The organism is Ponticoccus litoralis, from assembly GCF_039769985.1.
Classification (GTDB): domain Bacteria; phylum Pseudomonadota; class Alphaproteobacteria; order Rhodobacterales; family Rhodobacteraceae; genus Ponticoccus; species Ponticoccus litoralis.
Map to the genome: position 1 here is coordinate 1,672,396 of NZ_JBDNCH010000002.1, position 16,054 is coordinate 1,688,449.

General features: G+C 66.0%; 12 protein-coding genes and 1 pseudogene. 3 read left to right on the forward strand and 10 right to left on the reverse strand.

Annotated elements, in window-relative coordinates:
* Positions 1 to 9: 9 nt before the first annotated feature.
* From ABFB10_RS24075 to ABFB10_RS09385, 8 genes and pseudogenes are all read right to left on the reverse strand, one after another.
* Positions 10 to 264: pseudogene (locus tag ABFB10_RS24075) on the reverse strand (FHIPEP family type III secretion protein); the annotation flags it as partial.
* 139 nt (positions 265 to 403) lie between these two features.
* Positions 404 to 2,698 (reverse strand): hypothetical protein, encoded by a 2,295-nt coding sequence (locus ABFB10_RS09355; protein ID WP_347166305.1) that lies wholly within the window; start codon positions 2,696 to 2,698, stop codon positions 404 to 406.
* On the reverse strand, positions 2,698 to 3,567 hold the full coding sequence (gene motA, locus ABFB10_RS09360; protein WP_347166306.1) for a flagellar motor stator protein MotA: 870 nt from the start codon (positions 3,565 to 3,567) through the stop codon (positions 2,698 to 2,700). The genes ABFB10_RS09355 and motA overlap by 1 nt, the downstream gene beginning before the upstream one ends.
* A 68-nt stretch (positions 3,568 to 3,635) precedes the next feature.
* On the reverse strand, positions 3,636 to 4,742 hold the full coding sequence (locus ABFB10_RS09365) for a flagellar basal body P-ring protein FlgI (RefSeq protein ID WP_347166307.1): 1,107 nt from the start codon (positions 4,740 to 4,742) through the stop codon (positions 3,636 to 3,638).
* A gap of 96 nt (positions 4,743 to 4,838) precedes the next feature.
* Positions 4,839 to 5,741, reverse strand: a complete 903-nt coding sequence (locus ABFB10_RS09370; RefSeq protein ID WP_347166308.1) for a flagellin family protein — start codon at positions 5,739 to 5,741, stop codon at positions 4,839 to 4,841.
* Positions 5,742 to 5,753: 12 nt separating this feature from the next.
* Positions 5,754 to 7,202 carry a FlgK family flagellar hook-associated protein gene (locus ABFB10_RS09375; RefSeq protein ID WP_347166309.1) on the reverse strand — a complete coding sequence of 483 codons (1,449 nt, stop codon included), beginning with the start codon at positions 7,200 to 7,202 and terminating at the stop codon, positions 5,754 to 5,756.
* 35 nt (positions 7,203 to 7,237) lie between these two features.
* On the reverse strand, positions 7,238 to 8,533 hold the full coding sequence (locus ABFB10_RS09380; RefSeq protein WP_347166310.1) for a flagellar hook protein FlgE: 1,296 nt from the start codon (positions 8,531 to 8,533) through the stop codon (positions 7,238 to 7,240).
* Between the two features lie 96 nt (positions 8,534 to 8,629).
* Positions 8,630 to 9,466: a flagellar motor protein MotB gene (locus ABFB10_RS09385; protein WP_347166311.1), complete on the reverse strand. Its 837-nt coding sequence runs from the start codon at positions 9,464 to 9,466 to the stop codon at positions 8,630 to 8,632.
* A gap of 256 nt (positions 9,467 to 9,722) precedes the next feature.
* Between ABFB10_RS09385 and ABFB10_RS09390 the strand changes: the two genes are divergently transcribed.
* Positions 9,723 to 11,831, forward strand: a complete 2,109-nt coding sequence (locus ABFB10_RS09390) for a YjbH domain-containing protein (protein WP_430523041.1) — start codon at positions 9,723 to 9,725, stop codon at positions 11,829 to 11,831.
* Positions 11,828 to 12,505, forward strand: coding sequence for a YjbF family lipoprotein (locus tag ABFB10_RS09395; protein WP_347166313.1), 678 nt, complete (start codon positions 11,828 to 11,830; stop codon positions 12,503 to 12,505). Before ABFB10_RS09390 ends, ABFB10_RS09395 begins: the two co-directional genes overlap by 4 nt.
* Before the next feature lie 70 nt (positions 12,506 to 12,575).
* Here ABFB10_RS09395 and ABFB10_RS09400 read toward each other — a convergent pair whose 3' ends face one another.
* On the reverse strand, positions 12,576 to 13,772 hold the full coding sequence (locus tag ABFB10_RS09400) for a sugar transferase (protein ID WP_347166314.1): 1,197 nt from the start codon (positions 13,770 to 13,772) through the stop codon (positions 12,576 to 12,578).
* Between the two features lie 541 nt (positions 13,773 to 14,313).
* Between ABFB10_RS09400 and ABFB10_RS09405 the strand changes: the two genes are divergently transcribed.
* Positions 14,314 to 15,291, forward strand: a complete 978-nt coding sequence (locus ABFB10_RS09405) for a polysaccharide biosynthesis/export family protein (RefSeq protein WP_347166315.1) — start codon at positions 14,314 to 14,316, stop codon at positions 15,289 to 15,291.
* A gap of 322 nt (positions 15,292 to 15,613) precedes the next feature.
* On the opposite strand, the gene ABFB10_RS09410 is transcribed toward ABFB10_RS09405, so the two are convergent.
* The gene (locus ABFB10_RS09410; protein WP_347166316.1) at positions 15,614 to 16,039 is read right to left on the reverse strand and encodes a Smr/MutS family protein; all 426 of its coding nucleotides are present in this window, start codon (positions 16,037 to 16,039) and stop codon (positions 15,614 to 15,616) included.
* Positions 16,040 to 16,054: the final 15 nt, after the last annotated feature.

Here is a 16,054-nt window from a genome sequence, read left to right on the forward strand (position 1 = left end):
CTCGCCGATGATCAGCTTGGTCGAACTGACGTTCAGCGACAGGCGCAGCATCAGGGAGGTCAGGAGGATCGTCGGAAAGGCCGAGAAATCCAGAGGCCGCTCGATGAACAACGTGACCGTGAAGATCAGGATCGCCAGTCCGAAGGATGCGGCAAGGCCCACGTCCAGCACCCAGGACGGCATGGGCAGGATCATCATGACGATCACCGCCATGAGGGCCAGCGCCATGAGGATTGTCGGCTTGAAAAGCGTGTTGGCCTGCATCGCTACCGCCCCTCCCCGCCGGGATTGGCCGGAGAGACGCTTTGATCCCTAAGCCGGTAGCGGGCTTGCGGGCCCCTGATGTCGTTTCTTGCCATTTCTTGGCCTCTGGTACAGGTTCTGTGCCCCGTGTTTGGGTGGGTTATCCTTCGTTTCCGGTGAGTTTCGTCGCCTCCAGCAGGGCGCGGATCTTTTCCCTAGTATCGACGCTGGCCCGGGACAGCCCTTCCGCGGCAGCAAGGCTGGGGTTCGCGACATCGATGTCGTCGGGCGGGGACCGGATCAGCGCCGCGGCCTGTGCCAGAGCGTCCTCCGACCCGTCGGCGACAGATCCCCAGTCGCCCGAAAGCCAGGCCGCCTGACGGGCAAGCGCCTCTTCGCCCAGTTCCGAATACATGCGGCCCGCCAGTTCGTGATCACCCATGTGATCACGCAGCTCGGCCCGCAGCCGGGTCACCTCTTCGCCGGTCTGCCCGATCAGGATGATTTCGGCTTCCTCGTGCCGCCCGAGATCCAGCAAAGCCCCGGCCCGAAGGATCGCCGCCTCGGGGCCGACCAAACTGGCCGAGGGGATCATCGCAAGCTGGTTGAGCGCCGCATCCGGCAAGCCGGTTGCCGGGAACCGCTGCGCGATGGCCAGCACGGTCCGATCCCGCGCCGGGCGGAAACCCGTCTGAAGATCCCGCATCGCCAGTTTCAGAAAGGTCAGGTCATCCGCCCGCTCGACAACAGCCTCCACCGCCACATTCCGCATGGCACCCATGACATCCTCCGGAACATAGGTCCCGTCGGCATCCGAGATGCGGTCATGCGCAGCCTGAAAGGCATCGTTCAGCAACAAGGCGGTGACATGGGCCTTCCAGAATTCCGGCCCCTCCTCGCTGTTGCGGAACTCGACCGAGAAAGCATCCGCAAGCTCCACGAGGTATCCGGGCACGGGCTTGCCTGCGGTACGCGCCAGTTCGATGGAGGCAAGGACGGCCTCTGGTGATTCCGGTCCTGCCCCGGTGGCGAGACTCCGCAGAGGGGCCTCTGCCGCGCCGAGATTACCCTGATGCAGATCCAGTTGCGCCCGGCCAAGCGCGATGCTGTCGGTCTCCTCTCCCTTGGACCGCTGCAACCGGTTCAGGACGTCGCGCGCCGCGCCGGGATAGCCCGCCCCCGACAGTCGATTGGCCAGTACCGGCCCCAGATGTTCGCGCAGGTGGATCGGCAGGCTCTCATATCCCCGCAGGACAGCGGCGGTATCGACAAGATGGCTGCCCGGGTCCTCGGGCAGGGCAATGACGGCCCAAAGCGCCGCGTCGCCCGGGCAATTCGTCTGGCCGCCGAACAATCCCGTGGGATCTGATCGGTGATCCATCAGGTAGGACAGCGCCTTCAAGGCCTCGGTCCCGTCGTCCGCGGACAAGTTCAATGTCGCGCGCGCCTCTGCCCCGAAACCGAAATGCAGCAAGCTCTTGGCGTAGGACACAAGCGCCGCTTCATCGATCCGGTCGAATTCCCCGAAGACCAGGCCTCGGCGATGCGCCAGAACGGCGTTGATATCCCTTCCCGGCGCGACCCATTGAGCAACCCGGAGGGATTCGTCGGAAATGCAAGACAAGCCGCCCACCTGAATCCGTCGCCTGCCCGCTGCGGTGTGATCCACGTCGGACAGGCCTGCGGCCAACTGTTGCACGATATCTCCATCCGGGTCGGCATCGGCGGTGTCTTTGGCGTCGCGGCCAGCAGGTTGGTCGGCTGACGTCGCCGGGAAATGCGGCTTCGAAGCAACCGCTGCGGTCAGAATGCCCTCGGTTGCGGCGGCTGCGAGGTCGGCGGCAATCTGGTCGCCGATTGCCATAGCGTCGGACATGTCCCGAACCGGCTCACCGGTCGCGACAGCGTCTTGGTGCGAGGTCGGTGGCCTGCCCGCCGGAAGGCGCGGCAACAAGGGATCGGCGGTTCGGGCGGGGCCGATGCCGGGAATGCCATCGACCCGCACCCGCGAAAGATCGCCTGCCAGCCCGGCATCCGCCGGACCGGACAGCCCGGGCGCCCCGGCGGCAGGTTTGTCCGCAACATCTTCCGCCGGATCCGCTGCGCGAATGTCCAGGACCAGCATCCTGTCCCGCAGTACAAATGCCTCGACATCACAGGCACAGGCCAGCGCAAGGGTCACGCTGCTGCCACCCTCCGCCGCGTTGATGCTGGCAAGACGATCGCGATCGATCCGGTCGAAGACGCGCGACAGGTCAAATCCCAGCCCCTCTGCGTCAAGATCCAGCCTGACCCGCCGCTCTTCCGGCACCTGATCCAGTGTCCAGCCAAGGCCCGGCGGAACGTCGAAGACAAGCCGGGTGAACGCGCCATGTTCGCCGCTTCGGACAGCAACCGTTTGGGCAAGCAGATGGCCCGGCAGAAGCCACGCCAGAATGACCAGCGCAAGCCGCATCACGCGGCCTCCTGCTTGACCGATTTCAGCGCCTCCTCAAGATCCTCGAAGCTGGGCCGGAAGTGATTTGGCGTGTTCTGGCGCCCGACCTCGATACAGATGTTGGTGGCATGATTGTGGAGGTTGGCAATCAGCACTTCGCGGATCAGGTGGTAGAAGTGCATGTCCTCTTCCGCGACCGCCTTCACCTTGGCGGCGAAGGGGCCAACGAACCCGTAGGCCAGGAAAACGCCGAGGAAGGTGCCCACGAGCGCACCACCGATCATCTTGCCCAGCACCTCGGGCGGCTGGTCGATCGAGGCCATCGTCTTGATCACACCCAGAACGGCCGCGACGATGCCCAGCGCCGGCAGCGCATCCGCCATGGCCTGTAACGCGTGGGCGCTGTGACCGCCGTGGTGCGACATGGCGTCGAGCCGCTTGTCCAGCACCTCTTCGACCTGATGCGGATCGTCGTAGTTCATCGAGACAGAGCGCATGGTGTCGCAGATCAGCTCCATCGCGTATCTGTCCCCGGCGATCTTCGGGTACTTCCCGAAAATGCTGGAGTCCGCCGGAGCCTCGATATGCTCTTCGATGGCCACCGGGTTCTGACGGGCCAGACGGATCAGTTCGAACAGCAGGCACAGCAGATCCCGGTAGTCGTCGGGCTTCCACTTGGCCCCCCTGAAGACCTTGCCGATGTCCTTCAGCGCCTGTTTGACCGTGCCGCCATCATTGCTGATCAGAAAGGCACCGGCGGCGGCCCCCCCGATCATCATGAATTCGAAGGGCAGCGCCTTGAGGATGATCCCGAGCTTTCCGCCCGCTGCCATGTACCCACCAAAGACCATGGCGAAGATCACGACGATACCGATGATTCCGAGCATTCCCGGTCTCCTGAACTGGCCCTGCCCGACACTCGCAGGCAGTCGTTAAGAAAGCCTCTGCGGCGGCGTCACATCACGACAAAATCGGCGTGCAGGGCGCCCGCGGCCTTGATGCTTTTCAGGATGTCGATCATGTCGCGCGGGCTGACGCCCAGCGCGTTCAGGCCGGCGATCACCTCGGAGAGGTTCGTGCCGGTCGGAACCTCGGCAAGGCCGATGCCCGGCTCTTCCTCTATGGCGACTCCGGTGCGCGGCACGACAACCGTCTGCCCGTCGGAGAAGGGATTCGGCTGGATTGCAAGGGGCGCCTCCTCGATCCGCAGGGTCAGGTTGCCCTGCGACACGGCCACCCGCGATATGCGCACGTCAGAGCCCATCACGATGGTCCCCGACCGCTGGTCGACAACGACCCGGGCCCGGCGCTGCGGCTCTATCGCGAGATTCTCGATGGCGACGACGGCCCGCGCGGGCGAGTTCGCCCCGGTCTGCGACAGGTTCACAGAGACGGTTCCGGCATCCAGCATGGTCGCGGCACGGCGCCCGACCCTGCGGTTGATCACCTCCTCGATCCGCGCGGCGGTGGTGAAATCCGGCTCTCGCAGGGCCAGCCGCAGGGTCGAGAGCGCGGTGAAGTCGAAGTCGACCTCTCGCTCCACCCGCGCGCCCGAGGGAATGACCCCGGCGGTGGGCACACCCTGCACGACCCGCGCCGCATCGCCTTCGGCCTCGACCCCGCCGGCGATGACGGTGCCCTGCGCCACCGCATAGATCTGCCCGTCCGCGGCATTGAGGGGCGTCATGATCAGGGTGCCGCCCAACAGGCTGCTGGCATCGCCGATGGCCGAAACCGTGATGTCGATCTGGCTGCCGACGCGGGCGAAGGCAGGCAGGCGCCCGGTCACGATGACCGCCGCCACGTTGCGGGGCCGAAACTGCTCTCCGGTGACGTTCACGCCCAGCCGTTCGAGGATGTTGGACATGATTTCCTCGGTGAAGGGCGCGTTGCGCAGACCGTCCCCCGATCCGTTCAGACCCACGACGAGCCCATAGCCCACAAGGTCGTTCGCGCGCACGCCGTCGACCTCGACAAGGTCCTTGATGCGGACCGACTGGGCCTGGGCGGCGGATGTCAGGGCAAGCGTCAGGGCGATCAATGCGGCGATCAGGGGGCGCATCAGAGGAACTCCGCCAGCGAAAGGCGTTGGGACCGCGCGGTGATGGCGTAGAGGTTTTCCAGTTGCGACTGGATGTTTTCATAGCGCGCGGCGGTGTCATATTGGTCGGCCCCGACAAGATCGAGGCGCGCGGTGATGGTCGCAGCGCGTTCGTACCGAAATGCGGGTTGTCGTCTCTTCCAGCCGCGCCTCGAGCGCGCCCAGCCCGGCGCGCATCTCGACCACATCAGCCTGGGCCGACAGCAATTCGCGGCCTGCGCTGCTCAGCATCTCGATCTGAAGCGTCTGGTCCAAGGCCAGCAGGCCATCGGTCGACAATGCGGCCTTCAGCATCGGTTTCAGGACGGCGCGGAATGCCTCATCCGTCGCGCGGATGTCGACGGTTGCGGTTTCCGTCTCGCTCAACCGCAGCGGCGCAAGGCCGGTATCCGACCCCTGGTACGTCGTGACCTCGAAGCCGCCCCCGGCGCCAAAGAAACTGTCCAGCGCCGCATCGACCGAGGCCATGTCGGTCGCTCCGGCAAGGGCTGCCCGGACATCGGCGAGAAGCGTGTCGACAGCGGGCATGGGCGCGGTGTCCGTCGCCGTGCCGGAGAACAAGAAGCGCCCCGCCACGTTGCGGTTCAGGGCATTGAGCACCTGGTTCAGCGCCGTCGCCGCATCCTCGGACAGGGTGTTCAGAAGCGCGTCGTTCGGCGTCAGCTCGGCAGAGATCAGGGTCTGCGACAGGCCCTCGCTGCGGTCCTGCACCTCGTCCAGCGTGGCCTGCATCGTGCCCGTCAGGAAGGTGGCCGAGGCCGCGTTGACGCGGTAGGCCTCGAGCTTTTCCAAAGATCGGTCGATGGACAGAAGCGCCGATGTATCGCCCTTCAGATGCGCGGCACTGTCGCGGACGAAGCCGGTGGAGACCTCGACCGCAAGCCTGTCCATTTCGGCGCGCAGGCTGGCCTGGTTGGTGCGCAGAACCAGCGCGCGGGACATGTCTCCGACGGTTTGCATGGCGTTTCTCCCTTAGATGGACATCAACCGCTGCATCAGGTCGTCGACGGTCTGCATGACCTTGACGTTCGCGGCGTAAAGCTGCTCGATCTGCATGAGCCGCTGAAGTTCGGCATCGGTGTCGACCCCGTTCGCCAGCTCCAGCTCTTTCAGCCGGGTATTCTGGGCACTCAGGTAGGTCTTCTGCCCCTCCGCCCGGACACGGGCGGCGGCGGCATCCGAAGTGACATCCGCCACATGCGTCGCGAAGGATGCGCTGACACCGGGCAGCGCGGGCGAGGTTGGCACGGTCCCGGCCTCCAGCGCGGCGGTGATGCCCTGCAGCAGGCGCGCCTCGCCGACCGGGCCGGTGGTCACGGCACCAAGCCCGTCCCGCAGCTGCCAGGACCCGCCGCTGTCCGGCGCCACGAGGGTGTTGATCCGGATGCGCCCGGCGATGCCGGTCTCGTTCAGGGGGTCGAAGGCAAACCCGTCATCTGTGAACAGGCCGGGATCGGTGGCGGCCAGCGTGGCGTCCGGTCCGCCGGGGCCAAGCCGTTCGATCAGGTCGCGCGCAATGGCATCCAGTTGCGCCTGCCGGGCCGGTGCGGCCTCGTCCCGGATCTCGAACTGGGCGGCGAGGCTGCCACCTTTCAGGACACCATTGCCCGATGCCCTGGCGAACATGCCGTTGATCGTCAGACCGGACAGGTCGCCACCCGCCAGCGTAAAGACCGGATCCATGGCGTTGACGGGGGTGAATCCGATCTCGGACGGGCGCCCGTCCAGCAGGACCGCGCCGCCGGTGGTATACAGCGCAATATCGCCTGCGTCCTTCCGGACCACGCGCAGCGGCACGATCTCCGAGATGCTGTCGATCAGCCGGGCCTGTTCGTCCAGAAGCCCCGCCGGATCGGCATTCGCCGAAGAGACCCGTCTGAGGTCGTCGTTGATCCCGTCGAGCCGCAGAATGGTTTCGTTCAGCAACGTGACCTGCCGACCGATCTCTGTGTCGGCATCCAGGCGCGCCGCCTGAACATCGCGCGACAGCGCGTTCAGCTTGGTCGATACCGCATCCGCCGTCAGCGAGACCTGGTCCAGCCGTTGCGCGGAAGACGGGTCCGCCGCCGCCACCAGCAGCGCGTTTTCAAGCGCGGTGTAGCGCCCCACCAGGGACCCGGGCGACTCGCTGTCCCCCAATTCCGTTTCAAAGCGCGCGGCAAAATCGTAAAGCGCGCGGCCCAGCCCCATTTCCGCGTCCGAGTGGCGGCGATCCGCGATCAGGACCGGGTTCACGTTGCGCAAAACGCCATCGATCAGCACGCCGCCCCCGGTGCCGGACGCCCCGGACCGCAGCTCGAGTTCGCGCCGCCCATAGCTTTCGGTCGTGGCATTCGCGATGTTCGTGGACACCAGCGCGGCAGCCCTTGAATTCGCCTTGAGGCCACTGAACGCGCCGTACAGAGCCGTCGAAAGAGACATGAGCGTCCTCCTGTGTCAGGGGATCACGCGCCGGATCAGCGCTTGATATTGGTGGTTTCCTGCAGCATCTCGTCCACGGTCTGGATGACCTTGGCGTTGGAGGAATAGGCGCGCTGGGTCTGGATCATCGAGGTCAGCTCTTTCGCGACATCGGTGGTCGATTCCTCGCGGGCATAGGACTTGATGTCGCCGGTCGGTCCGTCACCGGCATCCCACAGGAAATAGGCGCCGCTTTGCTTGGACGGACGGAAGGTCTGGCTGTCCAGCGCGATCATGCCATTGGGGTTCGGCAGGTCGGCCAGCGGAACCTGGTACATCACGCGGCTGACCCCGGTGTCGTAACTGGCGCTGACATAGCCGTTCGCATCGACCTCGACCGAGGTCATATTGCCGACCGGAGAGCCGTTCTTGTTGATCGCTATGGGCGCGAAACTGTCGGAAAGCTGCGACAGGCCCGAGTTCGCACCGACGGCGCCGATGTCGAAATCGACCGGGCCACCCGCCACCGTGACCTCGGCCACGCCGGTCACCGGATCATAGGCGCCGCCCAGGACCGTGGTCACGCCAAGGATCTTGCCGCCACCGGCCCGGCTGTCGTCGAAACTGATGATGTATTCGCCGACTACCGCACCGGCAGAGGCCGAATCGGTGATCTGCATCGTCCATTCGTTGGACGCCCCGGCGCCGGGAATGGTCGGCGTGAAGGTCAGGCCCATGGATTGCGAAACGCCGAGGTTGTCGAAGTATTCCACCGACAGCGTGTAGGGATCGCCCGAGGCATCGAAGGCCGTGTCCGTCGCCGGAAGGTTCAGGCTGAGCGAGACCTCGGTGGTCGGGTCCGAGGTCAGGCTGAGGCTGAACCGAACCGGTTCAAGCCCGTCGACGGTGTCGCGCGGGAAGGGCGGAATGGAGCCGTCGACATCGGCGGGCCATCCCATCAGATAGTACCCCGAGGCATTGACCAGAAACCCTTCCTCGTTCAGCCGGAAGGACCCGGTCGAGGTCAGCAGAAGCTCGGGCTCGCCCGTCGCCTCGTATTGCGAGGCCGCGACGACCGGCAGCATGCCGCGGCCACGCACCGCAAGGTCGGTGGCATTGTTCGTCGAAACGATGGACCCTTTCTGGTCGATCAGGCGCAGGTTGTTGCTGGTCACGCCCCCGGCGGTGTAGCTTCGGCCGCTGTTGTCCATCACCAGCGCGTTGAACTCTGTCTCCGCCCGGCGATAGCCGTAGGTCGCCGAGTTCGCGATATTGTCGGAAATCGTTGCAAGGCGGCTGGCATTGGCATTCAGCCCCAGAACACCTGCATTCAATGACGAAGAGATAGTCATGGACACGCCTTTCTGCTGTCGCGTTTCATTCCGCATCCACAGATAGAGCCCCGGGTTTAACGCCCGGCTAACAGCTAAAATCCAAGCCAAACTCCGTCACTTCGTCCGAAGGAAGACCACTTCCAGCCGGTTGTTCCGGACATCCATGAGGTTTTCGTGCGCCGGTTCGCGATCCGCATGCGCGGTGACCCGGCGGATGCGGCCCTGCGCCAGCCCGTCGCGGGTCAGAAGCTCGCGGAACGCGGTCGCCCGCAGGCCCGAGACATCCCAGGACGGGTTCCGGGCCAGCACCACCGGATAGGCCGCGGTATGACCCTCTATCGCGATGGGGTTGGTGACCACGCCCGCCGCCCGCTTCAGGACGATCGCCAGATCCTCCAGCAGCCGGGTCGGCCTTGCCTCTTCGGTAAAAAGGCGCGCGGTCCGGGTCTCGAATAGCTCGATCACAAGCCCCTCGTCGGTCACCTCGGTGACGATGTGATCCAGCAGCGCATCGGCAACCGCGCTTTCGCCGCCACGGCCCATCAGCATGTCCTCGAGCACCTCGAACTGTTCCTGTTCGGGGTCTTTGCCATCCTCCGCCGCACCGGCATCTGCGGCCCCCTTTTCACGCCGCTCCACCGTCGGGCTGAGGCTGGTCGCCCCGGTGCCCATCCGTGGCAAGGTATTCTCGGCAAAGACGGATTCCCCACCCAAGGGACCGTCCCCCCCACCAGAGACCTTGGCCATGGCAATGGTCGGACTGAAGTAATCCGCAATCCCCTTGCGCTGCTTTTCCGTCGTCGCGTTCAAAAGCCACATCAACAGGAAGAAAGCCATCATCGCGGTCACGAAATCCGCATAGGCCACCTTCCAGGCGCCGCCGTGATGGCCGTCACCGGCGACCACCTTCCTGCGCTTGATGATGATGGGCGCAACAGTGTCGTCACGCATCTTTCCCACCTTCGTATCTCACCCGAAGGCAGGAGTAGCGGGCAGGCCTTTCCACCGGCTTAACGATTCAAAATGTTGCGTTAAAAGCCGCGGTGGCGGCGGCGTGCCGATTTTCCCACAATCGCCGGACGCCCAGAGCCGCCGAATGGACAGCCCCAGCGGAAACGGTTAGCAATGGCGAACGAACACGGGAAACGAGGGGAAGGGCATGCCGGGTTTTCGCCGGAAAACTGCAGGCGTCGTGTCGCGTCTTGCCATGCTGGCCGGTCTGTCCGTCCTGGCGGCGACACCAGCGGCGGTCGAAATCACGCGCGACCGCGCCAGTCTGAACCTCTACGGCAGCCCCGGTCTGATCGACATGCCCACCGCCGAGGTTCTGCCCGATGCAACCATCGCCGGCACCTTCGCCTATATGGGTGGCACCACGCGCACCACGCTGTATTTCCAGATCATGCCGCGTCTGTCCGGCAGCTTTCGATACAGCTCGATCCCGAACTTCGACACGCAGCTGTCGAATGAAACCCGCTACGACCGCAGCTTCGACCTGCGTTATCAGATCCTGACCGAGGGCCGGTATCGCCCCTCGCTTGTGCTGGGGCTTCAGGACTTCATCGGCACCGGGCTTTACAGCGGCGAGTACCTCGTGGCGACAAAGACCCTTGCGCCGGGGCTGAAGGTCACCGGCGGCCTCGGCTGGGGCCGTCTTGCCGGGACCAACAGGCTTGGCAACGGCTTCGGATCGCGGCCCGAGGAATTCCTCGCCGAGGGCGGCGTGCCCAGCTACGACCGCTTCTTCCGGGGCGATATCTCGGGCTTTGCCGGTCTGTCCTACGCGCCCAACGACCAGTGGAACTTCAAGGTCGAATATTCCTCTGACAGCTACGATCCCGAACAGGATCGCGGTGTCTACGACGCGAAAAGCGCGCTGAACTTCGGCCTCGACTACCGGTTCAGGAACGGCGCGCAGATGTCGCTGTATCACGTTCTGGGTTCCGAGGTCGGCGCCTCCTTCACCTTTGTCACGAACCCCAAGACGCAGGGCATCCCCGGCGGCATCGAGACCGCCGGCCTGCCGGTGCAGGTCCGCGCCCCCGGCGCGGCGCGCGATCTGGGCTGGACGACGGACCCCGGCACCTCGGCCAGTGCCCGCAAGTCGCTGGGCGAGCTGGCCGCCAAGGACGGCATCGTCGTCGAAAGCCTGCGGCTGGAGCAGGACCGCGCCACGGTCCGCATCCTGAACCCGCGCTTCGGCGCCCCCGCACAGGCCATCGGCAGGGTCGCCCGCGCGATGACGCGCTCGCTGCCCGCCTCGGTCGAGACCTTCGAGGTCATCCCCGTCGTCAACGGCATGCCGATGTCCGCCGTGGTCATGCGGCGTTCCGACCTCGAGGCGCTGGAACATGAGGCCGCTGCCGAGATGTTGGCCCGCACCAGCATCGTCGACGCCTACGGGCGCGCGCCCGCGCCCGACGCTGGCATCTATCCGAAATTCACCTGGTCCATTGCGCCCTACGGACAGCTTTCGGTCTTCGACCCCGACAACCCGGTCCGCATCGACGCGGGCATCCGCGCCGCCGGCAAGGTCGAGATCACGCCGAACGTCATCCTTTCCGGCTCTGTCACCAAGAAGCTGGCGGGCAACCTCGACGAGATCACCCGCGCAGACGAGATCAAGCTGCCGCGCGTGCGCACCGACCGCGCGCGGTACTCGAAAGAGGGCGACCCGGCGATCGAATACCTGACGCTGGCCATGTACGGGCGCCCGGCCAAGGACGTCTATTCGCGCCTGACGCTCGGCTACCTTGAACCCATGTACGGCGGCGCCTCTGCGGAAGTTCTGTGGAAGCCGGTCGGCAGCCGCTTCGCGCTTGGGGCAGAGGTCAACTATGTCCAGCGCCGCGCCTACGACCAGTTGTTCGAGTTCCAGTCGATGACCACCGTCGACCCCGAAACCGGGATCGAGCGCGACATCCCGAACGTGAACGGCCATGTCTCGGCCTATTACGCCTTCGGCAACGGCTTTCACGGGCAGATCGACGCGGGACGCTTCCTTGCGGGCGATTACGGCGCGACCGTCACCGTCGACCGCGAGTTCGCCAACGGATGGAAGGTCGGGGCCTACGCGACCTTCACCAACGCCTCTTTCGAGGACTTCGGCGAAGGCTCCTTCGACAAGGGTCTGCGGTTCACCATCCCGCTGGCCTCGTTCCTCGGCACACCCTCGCGCGACCGCAACGACATCGTGATCCAGTCGCTGACCCGCGACGGCGGCGCGCGGCTGGACGTGAACGGGCGCCTGTACGAGCAGGTGCGCGACTACCACCGCCCCGACGCGGCGAAATCCTGGGGAAGGTTCTGGCGATGACCGCAGCCAAGACGATGCGCACCGGCCTTGCCCTGCTGGCCGCAGGCCTGATCCTTGCTGGCTGCGGCAACGGGCCCGACGACCGCAGCCAGATCATCAAGCAGCTTCCGACGCTCTTTCAGAAGAAGCCGGCGCCGCAACCCCTGACCGGCCAGCAGGTCGCGCAGGCCCTGACGGCCACGCCCCGGCCCGTGCAGATGTTCGAGATCGAAAGCCGCAAGGGGCAGTTCCTGATGCAACAGATCGAGACCAACGGTCCCTACCGGACCTATGGTTCCTCGACGCGGCAGGTCGTGAACATGCGCGGCGGCATGATGACCTCGACCCGGGGCTTCGGCGGCGACCTGATGTCCTCCGAGGTCGGCGCGCTGCTGTCCCAGGTCTCGGCCCGCCGCGCCGGAACCGCGCGTTACGACCTGCGCTATCTGACGCCGGAAGACGTGACCGTGGTCGCCAGCTACCTGTGTCAGGTCACGCCGGGCGGGTCGCGGGCGGTGCAGGGCGGCCTTGTGCAGACCACCGGGACGGTTGTCACGGCAGAGTGCAACAGCACCGACCCCGTTCACAGCTTCACCAACACCTATGTCGTCGCCTCCGACGGCTATGTGCTGAGCGCGCGGCAATACATGGGTGGCTTCACCGGCTACATGGCGACGCAGGCGCTGCGCCGCTGAGGCGGTTACCTGTCGGATTTATCGGCAGGCACCGGGCGTCCTCGCGGGACCGCCCGCCAAGCGCGCCCGGTCACCTGTCCTTGCGTCCCCGCGTCTGCCGGTCATGCATGGATACCCGGCGAAAGACCGTCGCGAACATCAGCCGCATGTCCGTGCAGGGATTGCGCCGCCTGGCATAAAGCAGGTCCAGCCGGGCCTTGCGCGGAATGCAGCGGGCGCAATAGACCGCCTCTGTCTCTTCCGGCGTGGTCGTGCGGGCCAACAGCCGCTCTTCGGTCCGGTGAAAGACCATGGATGCCATCCCGGTGATGCCCGGCCTGTCCTTCAGCACTTCGGCATAGAGATCGGGATACATCTCGACATAGCGCCGCAGCGGCGCGCGGGGTCCGACAAAGCCAAGATCGCCGCGCAGCACGTTCCAAAGCTGCGGAAGCTCGTCCAGCCGCTTGGCGCGCAGCCACTTTCCGGTGGGCGTGATCCGCGCCGCCTTGTCCCCGCCAGAGACGCCGGAATCGGTCTCGACCACCGTCATGGTGCGGAACTTCCAAAGCTGGAAAGGCTTGCCCGGGGCGTGCATGCGTTCGGATTTATACAGGATCGGGCGCCCGTCCTCGCGCCAGACCCGAAACGCCACATAGACCAGAAGCGGTGCCAGAAGCACCGTCATTCCAATGGCATAGAGAACGTCGAGAAGCCGCAAAAGGCCCCTCTTCATGGCCACAGCCCGGCTTGCCGCGCGCCGTCGATCAGGTGCCGCGGCTGGGCGCTCTGCGGGCCAAGGGGCAGGACGGCGGCCAGCCTGTCGGTGTTCAGCCAGACCTCGGGGCAGGGCCGTCTCGGGCGCCTCTTGCCAGCGGATCGGAACGCCCGCCTCTGTCGCGATCGCATCCATCCCGGTCACCGCCGGGGCCGCCACGTTGTAGATCCGCGCCGGATCCGGTGCCTGCACAAGCGCCGCGATCACCCGTGCAAGATCGGCGGGGGCGATGTAGCTGCGGCGCGGGGCGGTGCCGTCCGGCAGGCGATGCAATGTCACGCTCTGGCCCGCCCGCATATTGCCGAAAAGCATGTCCGCCCCGGCGACATTGCCGATCCGCAGGATCACCGACCGCGGCCCGCCCTCGAAGGTCTTGTGCCAGTCGTCCACCGCATTCTCCATCCGCAGCTTGCTGGCACCGTAGGGCGCCTGCGGATCGGGGGCATCCTCTTCGCCCAGCGGTCCTTCGCCCCGGTACGTAGACGGCGGCGGAAGAGAAATGCAGCACACGCTCTGCCCCGACCTCGCGGGCAAGATCCAGCGCCGCGCGGGCCAGCGCGATATTGCCGTCCATGTCCTCCCGCGTGCCAGAGGTCACCCCCAGGCCGCGATCACCGCCCGCACAGGGCCGGTTGCGGGCAGGGGTCCGCCGGGAACCCAGACCGGGATATCGGAGGAATTTCGCCGACGCGCCAGACCGGCAACCGTCATCCCCCCGGCGGTGCAACGCGCCAGCAGGCCTGCAACGCACGCCCCAGCTTGCCTGTCGCGCCCAAAAGCAGCAGTGTCGGCTGCGTTCTGTCTGCCACGGTCCCGACCTCATTCCACTTCCCAACTCTTGCCAGAGTGTTTATCAGCGTAGACAACGACTAAAAAGACTGAAGCATACCGGACCCGGAGGGGCGGATTGGAACAAAGACGACGGACCGTACTGGCCCTTCTGGGCGCAGCCATCCTGTTGACCGCCTGCAGCCTGCCGCGCGGGGCCGCCTTGCAATCCGAAGTTGTAAATCAAAAGAACGCCGAGAGTCCCACCTTTCAGGTCGTTCCGGTGACGCGCGCGAATATTCCCGGTATCGAAAGCTGGCCCGCCACCGGATGGGACGGGGAATACCACTGGCCCGGCACCTCCGAGGGCAGCAGCTCTTCGGTGATCCGCACCGGCGACCGGCTGGACGTGACCATCTGGGACAGCTCGGAAAACTCGCTGATCACCAACCCCGGCCAGCGGTATACCGAGATCGCGGGCGTCGAGGTCGACGGCAACGGCTCCATCTTCCTGCCCTATGCCAACAAGGTCGGTGTCCGCGGGCTGACACCCGCAGGCGCGCGGGCGAAGATCCAGACCCGACTGGAACCCATCGTGCCCGCCGCGCAGGTGCAGGTCAGCCTTCAGCAGGGCCGCGATCACACCGTCGACGTGGTGGGCGGGGTGACAAAGCCCGGCGCCTACCCGATGCCCTCGCGCAACTACAAGATCCTCAACGTGCTGGCGGACGCGGGTGGCATCCCTCAGGGGCTGCGCAACCCGCAGGTGCGCCTGATCCGGGGCTCTTCGACCTATGAGATTTCGTCGGATGTGCTGTTCCGCGACGGGTCGCGCAACGCGCTTCTGCATCCGCGCGATACCGTGGTGATCGAGGAAGACGACCGCAGCTTTACCGCGCTGGGGGCCTCGGGGGTCGAGGATCTCGTGTACTTTCCCAAGGATCGCGTGACCGCGCTGGAAGCCGTCTCGCTGATGGGCGGCATCAACGACAGCCGTGCCGATCCCAAGGGCGTTCTGGTCCTGCGCGAATACGCGGCCCGACACATCCGTGCCGACGGGCGCGGCCCCGGGATGCAGCAGGTCGTCTTTACCTTCGACCTGACCAGCGCCGACGGCCTTTTTGCGGCGCGGCAGTTTCACGTCCAGCCCGGCGATACCGTGCTTGCCACCGAAAGCCCGGTGACGAACGCCCGGACGATCCTCGGGCTTATCGGCTCTGTCTTCGGGGTCAGCGCCCGTGCCGCCGCGGTGTCCAACTGACGGGGGCCGTGCCACGGCCCCTGCCCCGACGCCGCGTTGCCCTCTTCGGCGCCTGCCTGACCATGCCCGCCCACCGCCAGCCTTGAGGCCGCCGGTCTGCCACGCAGCTCCGCCATATCCGGGTTCCGCGTCATCGCGCGAAACCATCGCTGGCCTTCCGTCGATGTGCTGCCGAGTTTTCGCTCCGGCCCCGGCCAGCCCCTCTTCCTTTCGGTCTGCGGCGGGGAAATCCGCCGGACCGACGCGCTTGGCCATGGACGGTGGTGCGGGATCAACAGGCTGCGCCCCACCGCCTTGGCGGCAGCGATGCTAGGCCGCCTGCTTACCGCCGCCGCCTGAGATAGACGTAATAGGCGCCGCCGCCGCCGTGTTTGCGGTGCGCCTCCGTGACCTGAAGCACCGCCTGCGCAACCGGCGGCATCTTCAGCCACATCGGCACCTGCGTCTTCAGCACGCCGCGCCGCCGGGGCATCGGGTCATAGGGGTCTTCGCGCAGGCCCTTGCCGGTGATCACCAGCACCAGCCGCAAGCCCCGCGCCTGCGCCGTCAGGATGAACTGCGACAGCGCCGGGTGCGCCTGATCCAGCGTCATGCCGTGCAGGTCGATCCGGCCCTCGGGTTCCAGCCGCCCCCGCTTCATCCGCGTGAAGGCGCGGGCGTCCATTTTGACGCCCTCGGTCTTCATGCGGTCCGAGGTGGTCTTGTGGAAATCGTGGGTCTCGGTCCGGGGCGCGGTTTTCTGCCCCATCCGGAACGGCGGCAA

What these genes read in the sequence shown, in the direction of transcription:
- ABFB10_RS09355 (WP_347166305.1), bottom strand. Translation starts at nt 2,698, where the DNA reads ATGCGGCTTGCGCTGGTCATTCTGGCGTGGCTTCTGCCGGGCCATCTG.
- motA (WP_347166306.1), bottom strand. Translation starts at nt 3,567, where the DNA reads ATGCTCGGAATCATCGGTATCGTCGTGATCTTCGCCATGGTCTTTGGT.
- ABFB10_RS09365 (WP_347166307.1), bottom strand. Translation starts at nt 4,742, where the DNA reads ATGCGCCCCCTGATCGCCGCATTGATCGCCCTGACGCTTGCCCTGACA.
- ABFB10_RS09370 (WP_347166308.1), bottom strand. Translation starts at nt 5,741, where the DNA reads ATGCAAACCGTCGGAGACATGTCCCGCGCGCTGGTTCTGCGCACCAAC.
- ABFB10_RS09375 (WP_347166309.1), bottom strand. Translation starts at nt 7,202, where the DNA reads ATGTCTCTTTCGACGGCTCTGTACGGCGCGTTCAGTGGCCTCAAGGCG.
- ABFB10_RS09380 (WP_347166310.1), bottom strand. Translation starts at nt 8,533, where the DNA reads ATGACTATCTCTTCGTCATTGAATGCAGGTGTTCTGGGGCTGAATGCC.
- ABFB10_RS09385 (WP_347166311.1), bottom strand. Translation starts at nt 9,466, where the DNA reads ATGCGTGACGACACTGTTGCGCCCATCATCATCAAGCGCAGGAAGGTG.
- ABFB10_RS09390 (WP_430523041.1), top strand. Translation starts at nt 9,723, where the DNA reads ATGCTGGCCGGTCTGTCCGTCCTGGCGGCGACACCAGCGGCGGTCGAA.
- ABFB10_RS09395 (WP_347166313.1), top strand. Translation starts at nt 11,828, where the DNA reads ATGACCGCAGCCAAGACGATGCGCACCGGCCTTGCCCTGCTGGCCGCA.
- ABFB10_RS09410 (WP_347166316.1), bottom strand. Translation starts at nt 16,039, where the DNA reads ATGGGGCAGAAAACCGCGCCCCGGACCGAGACCCACGATTTCCACAAG.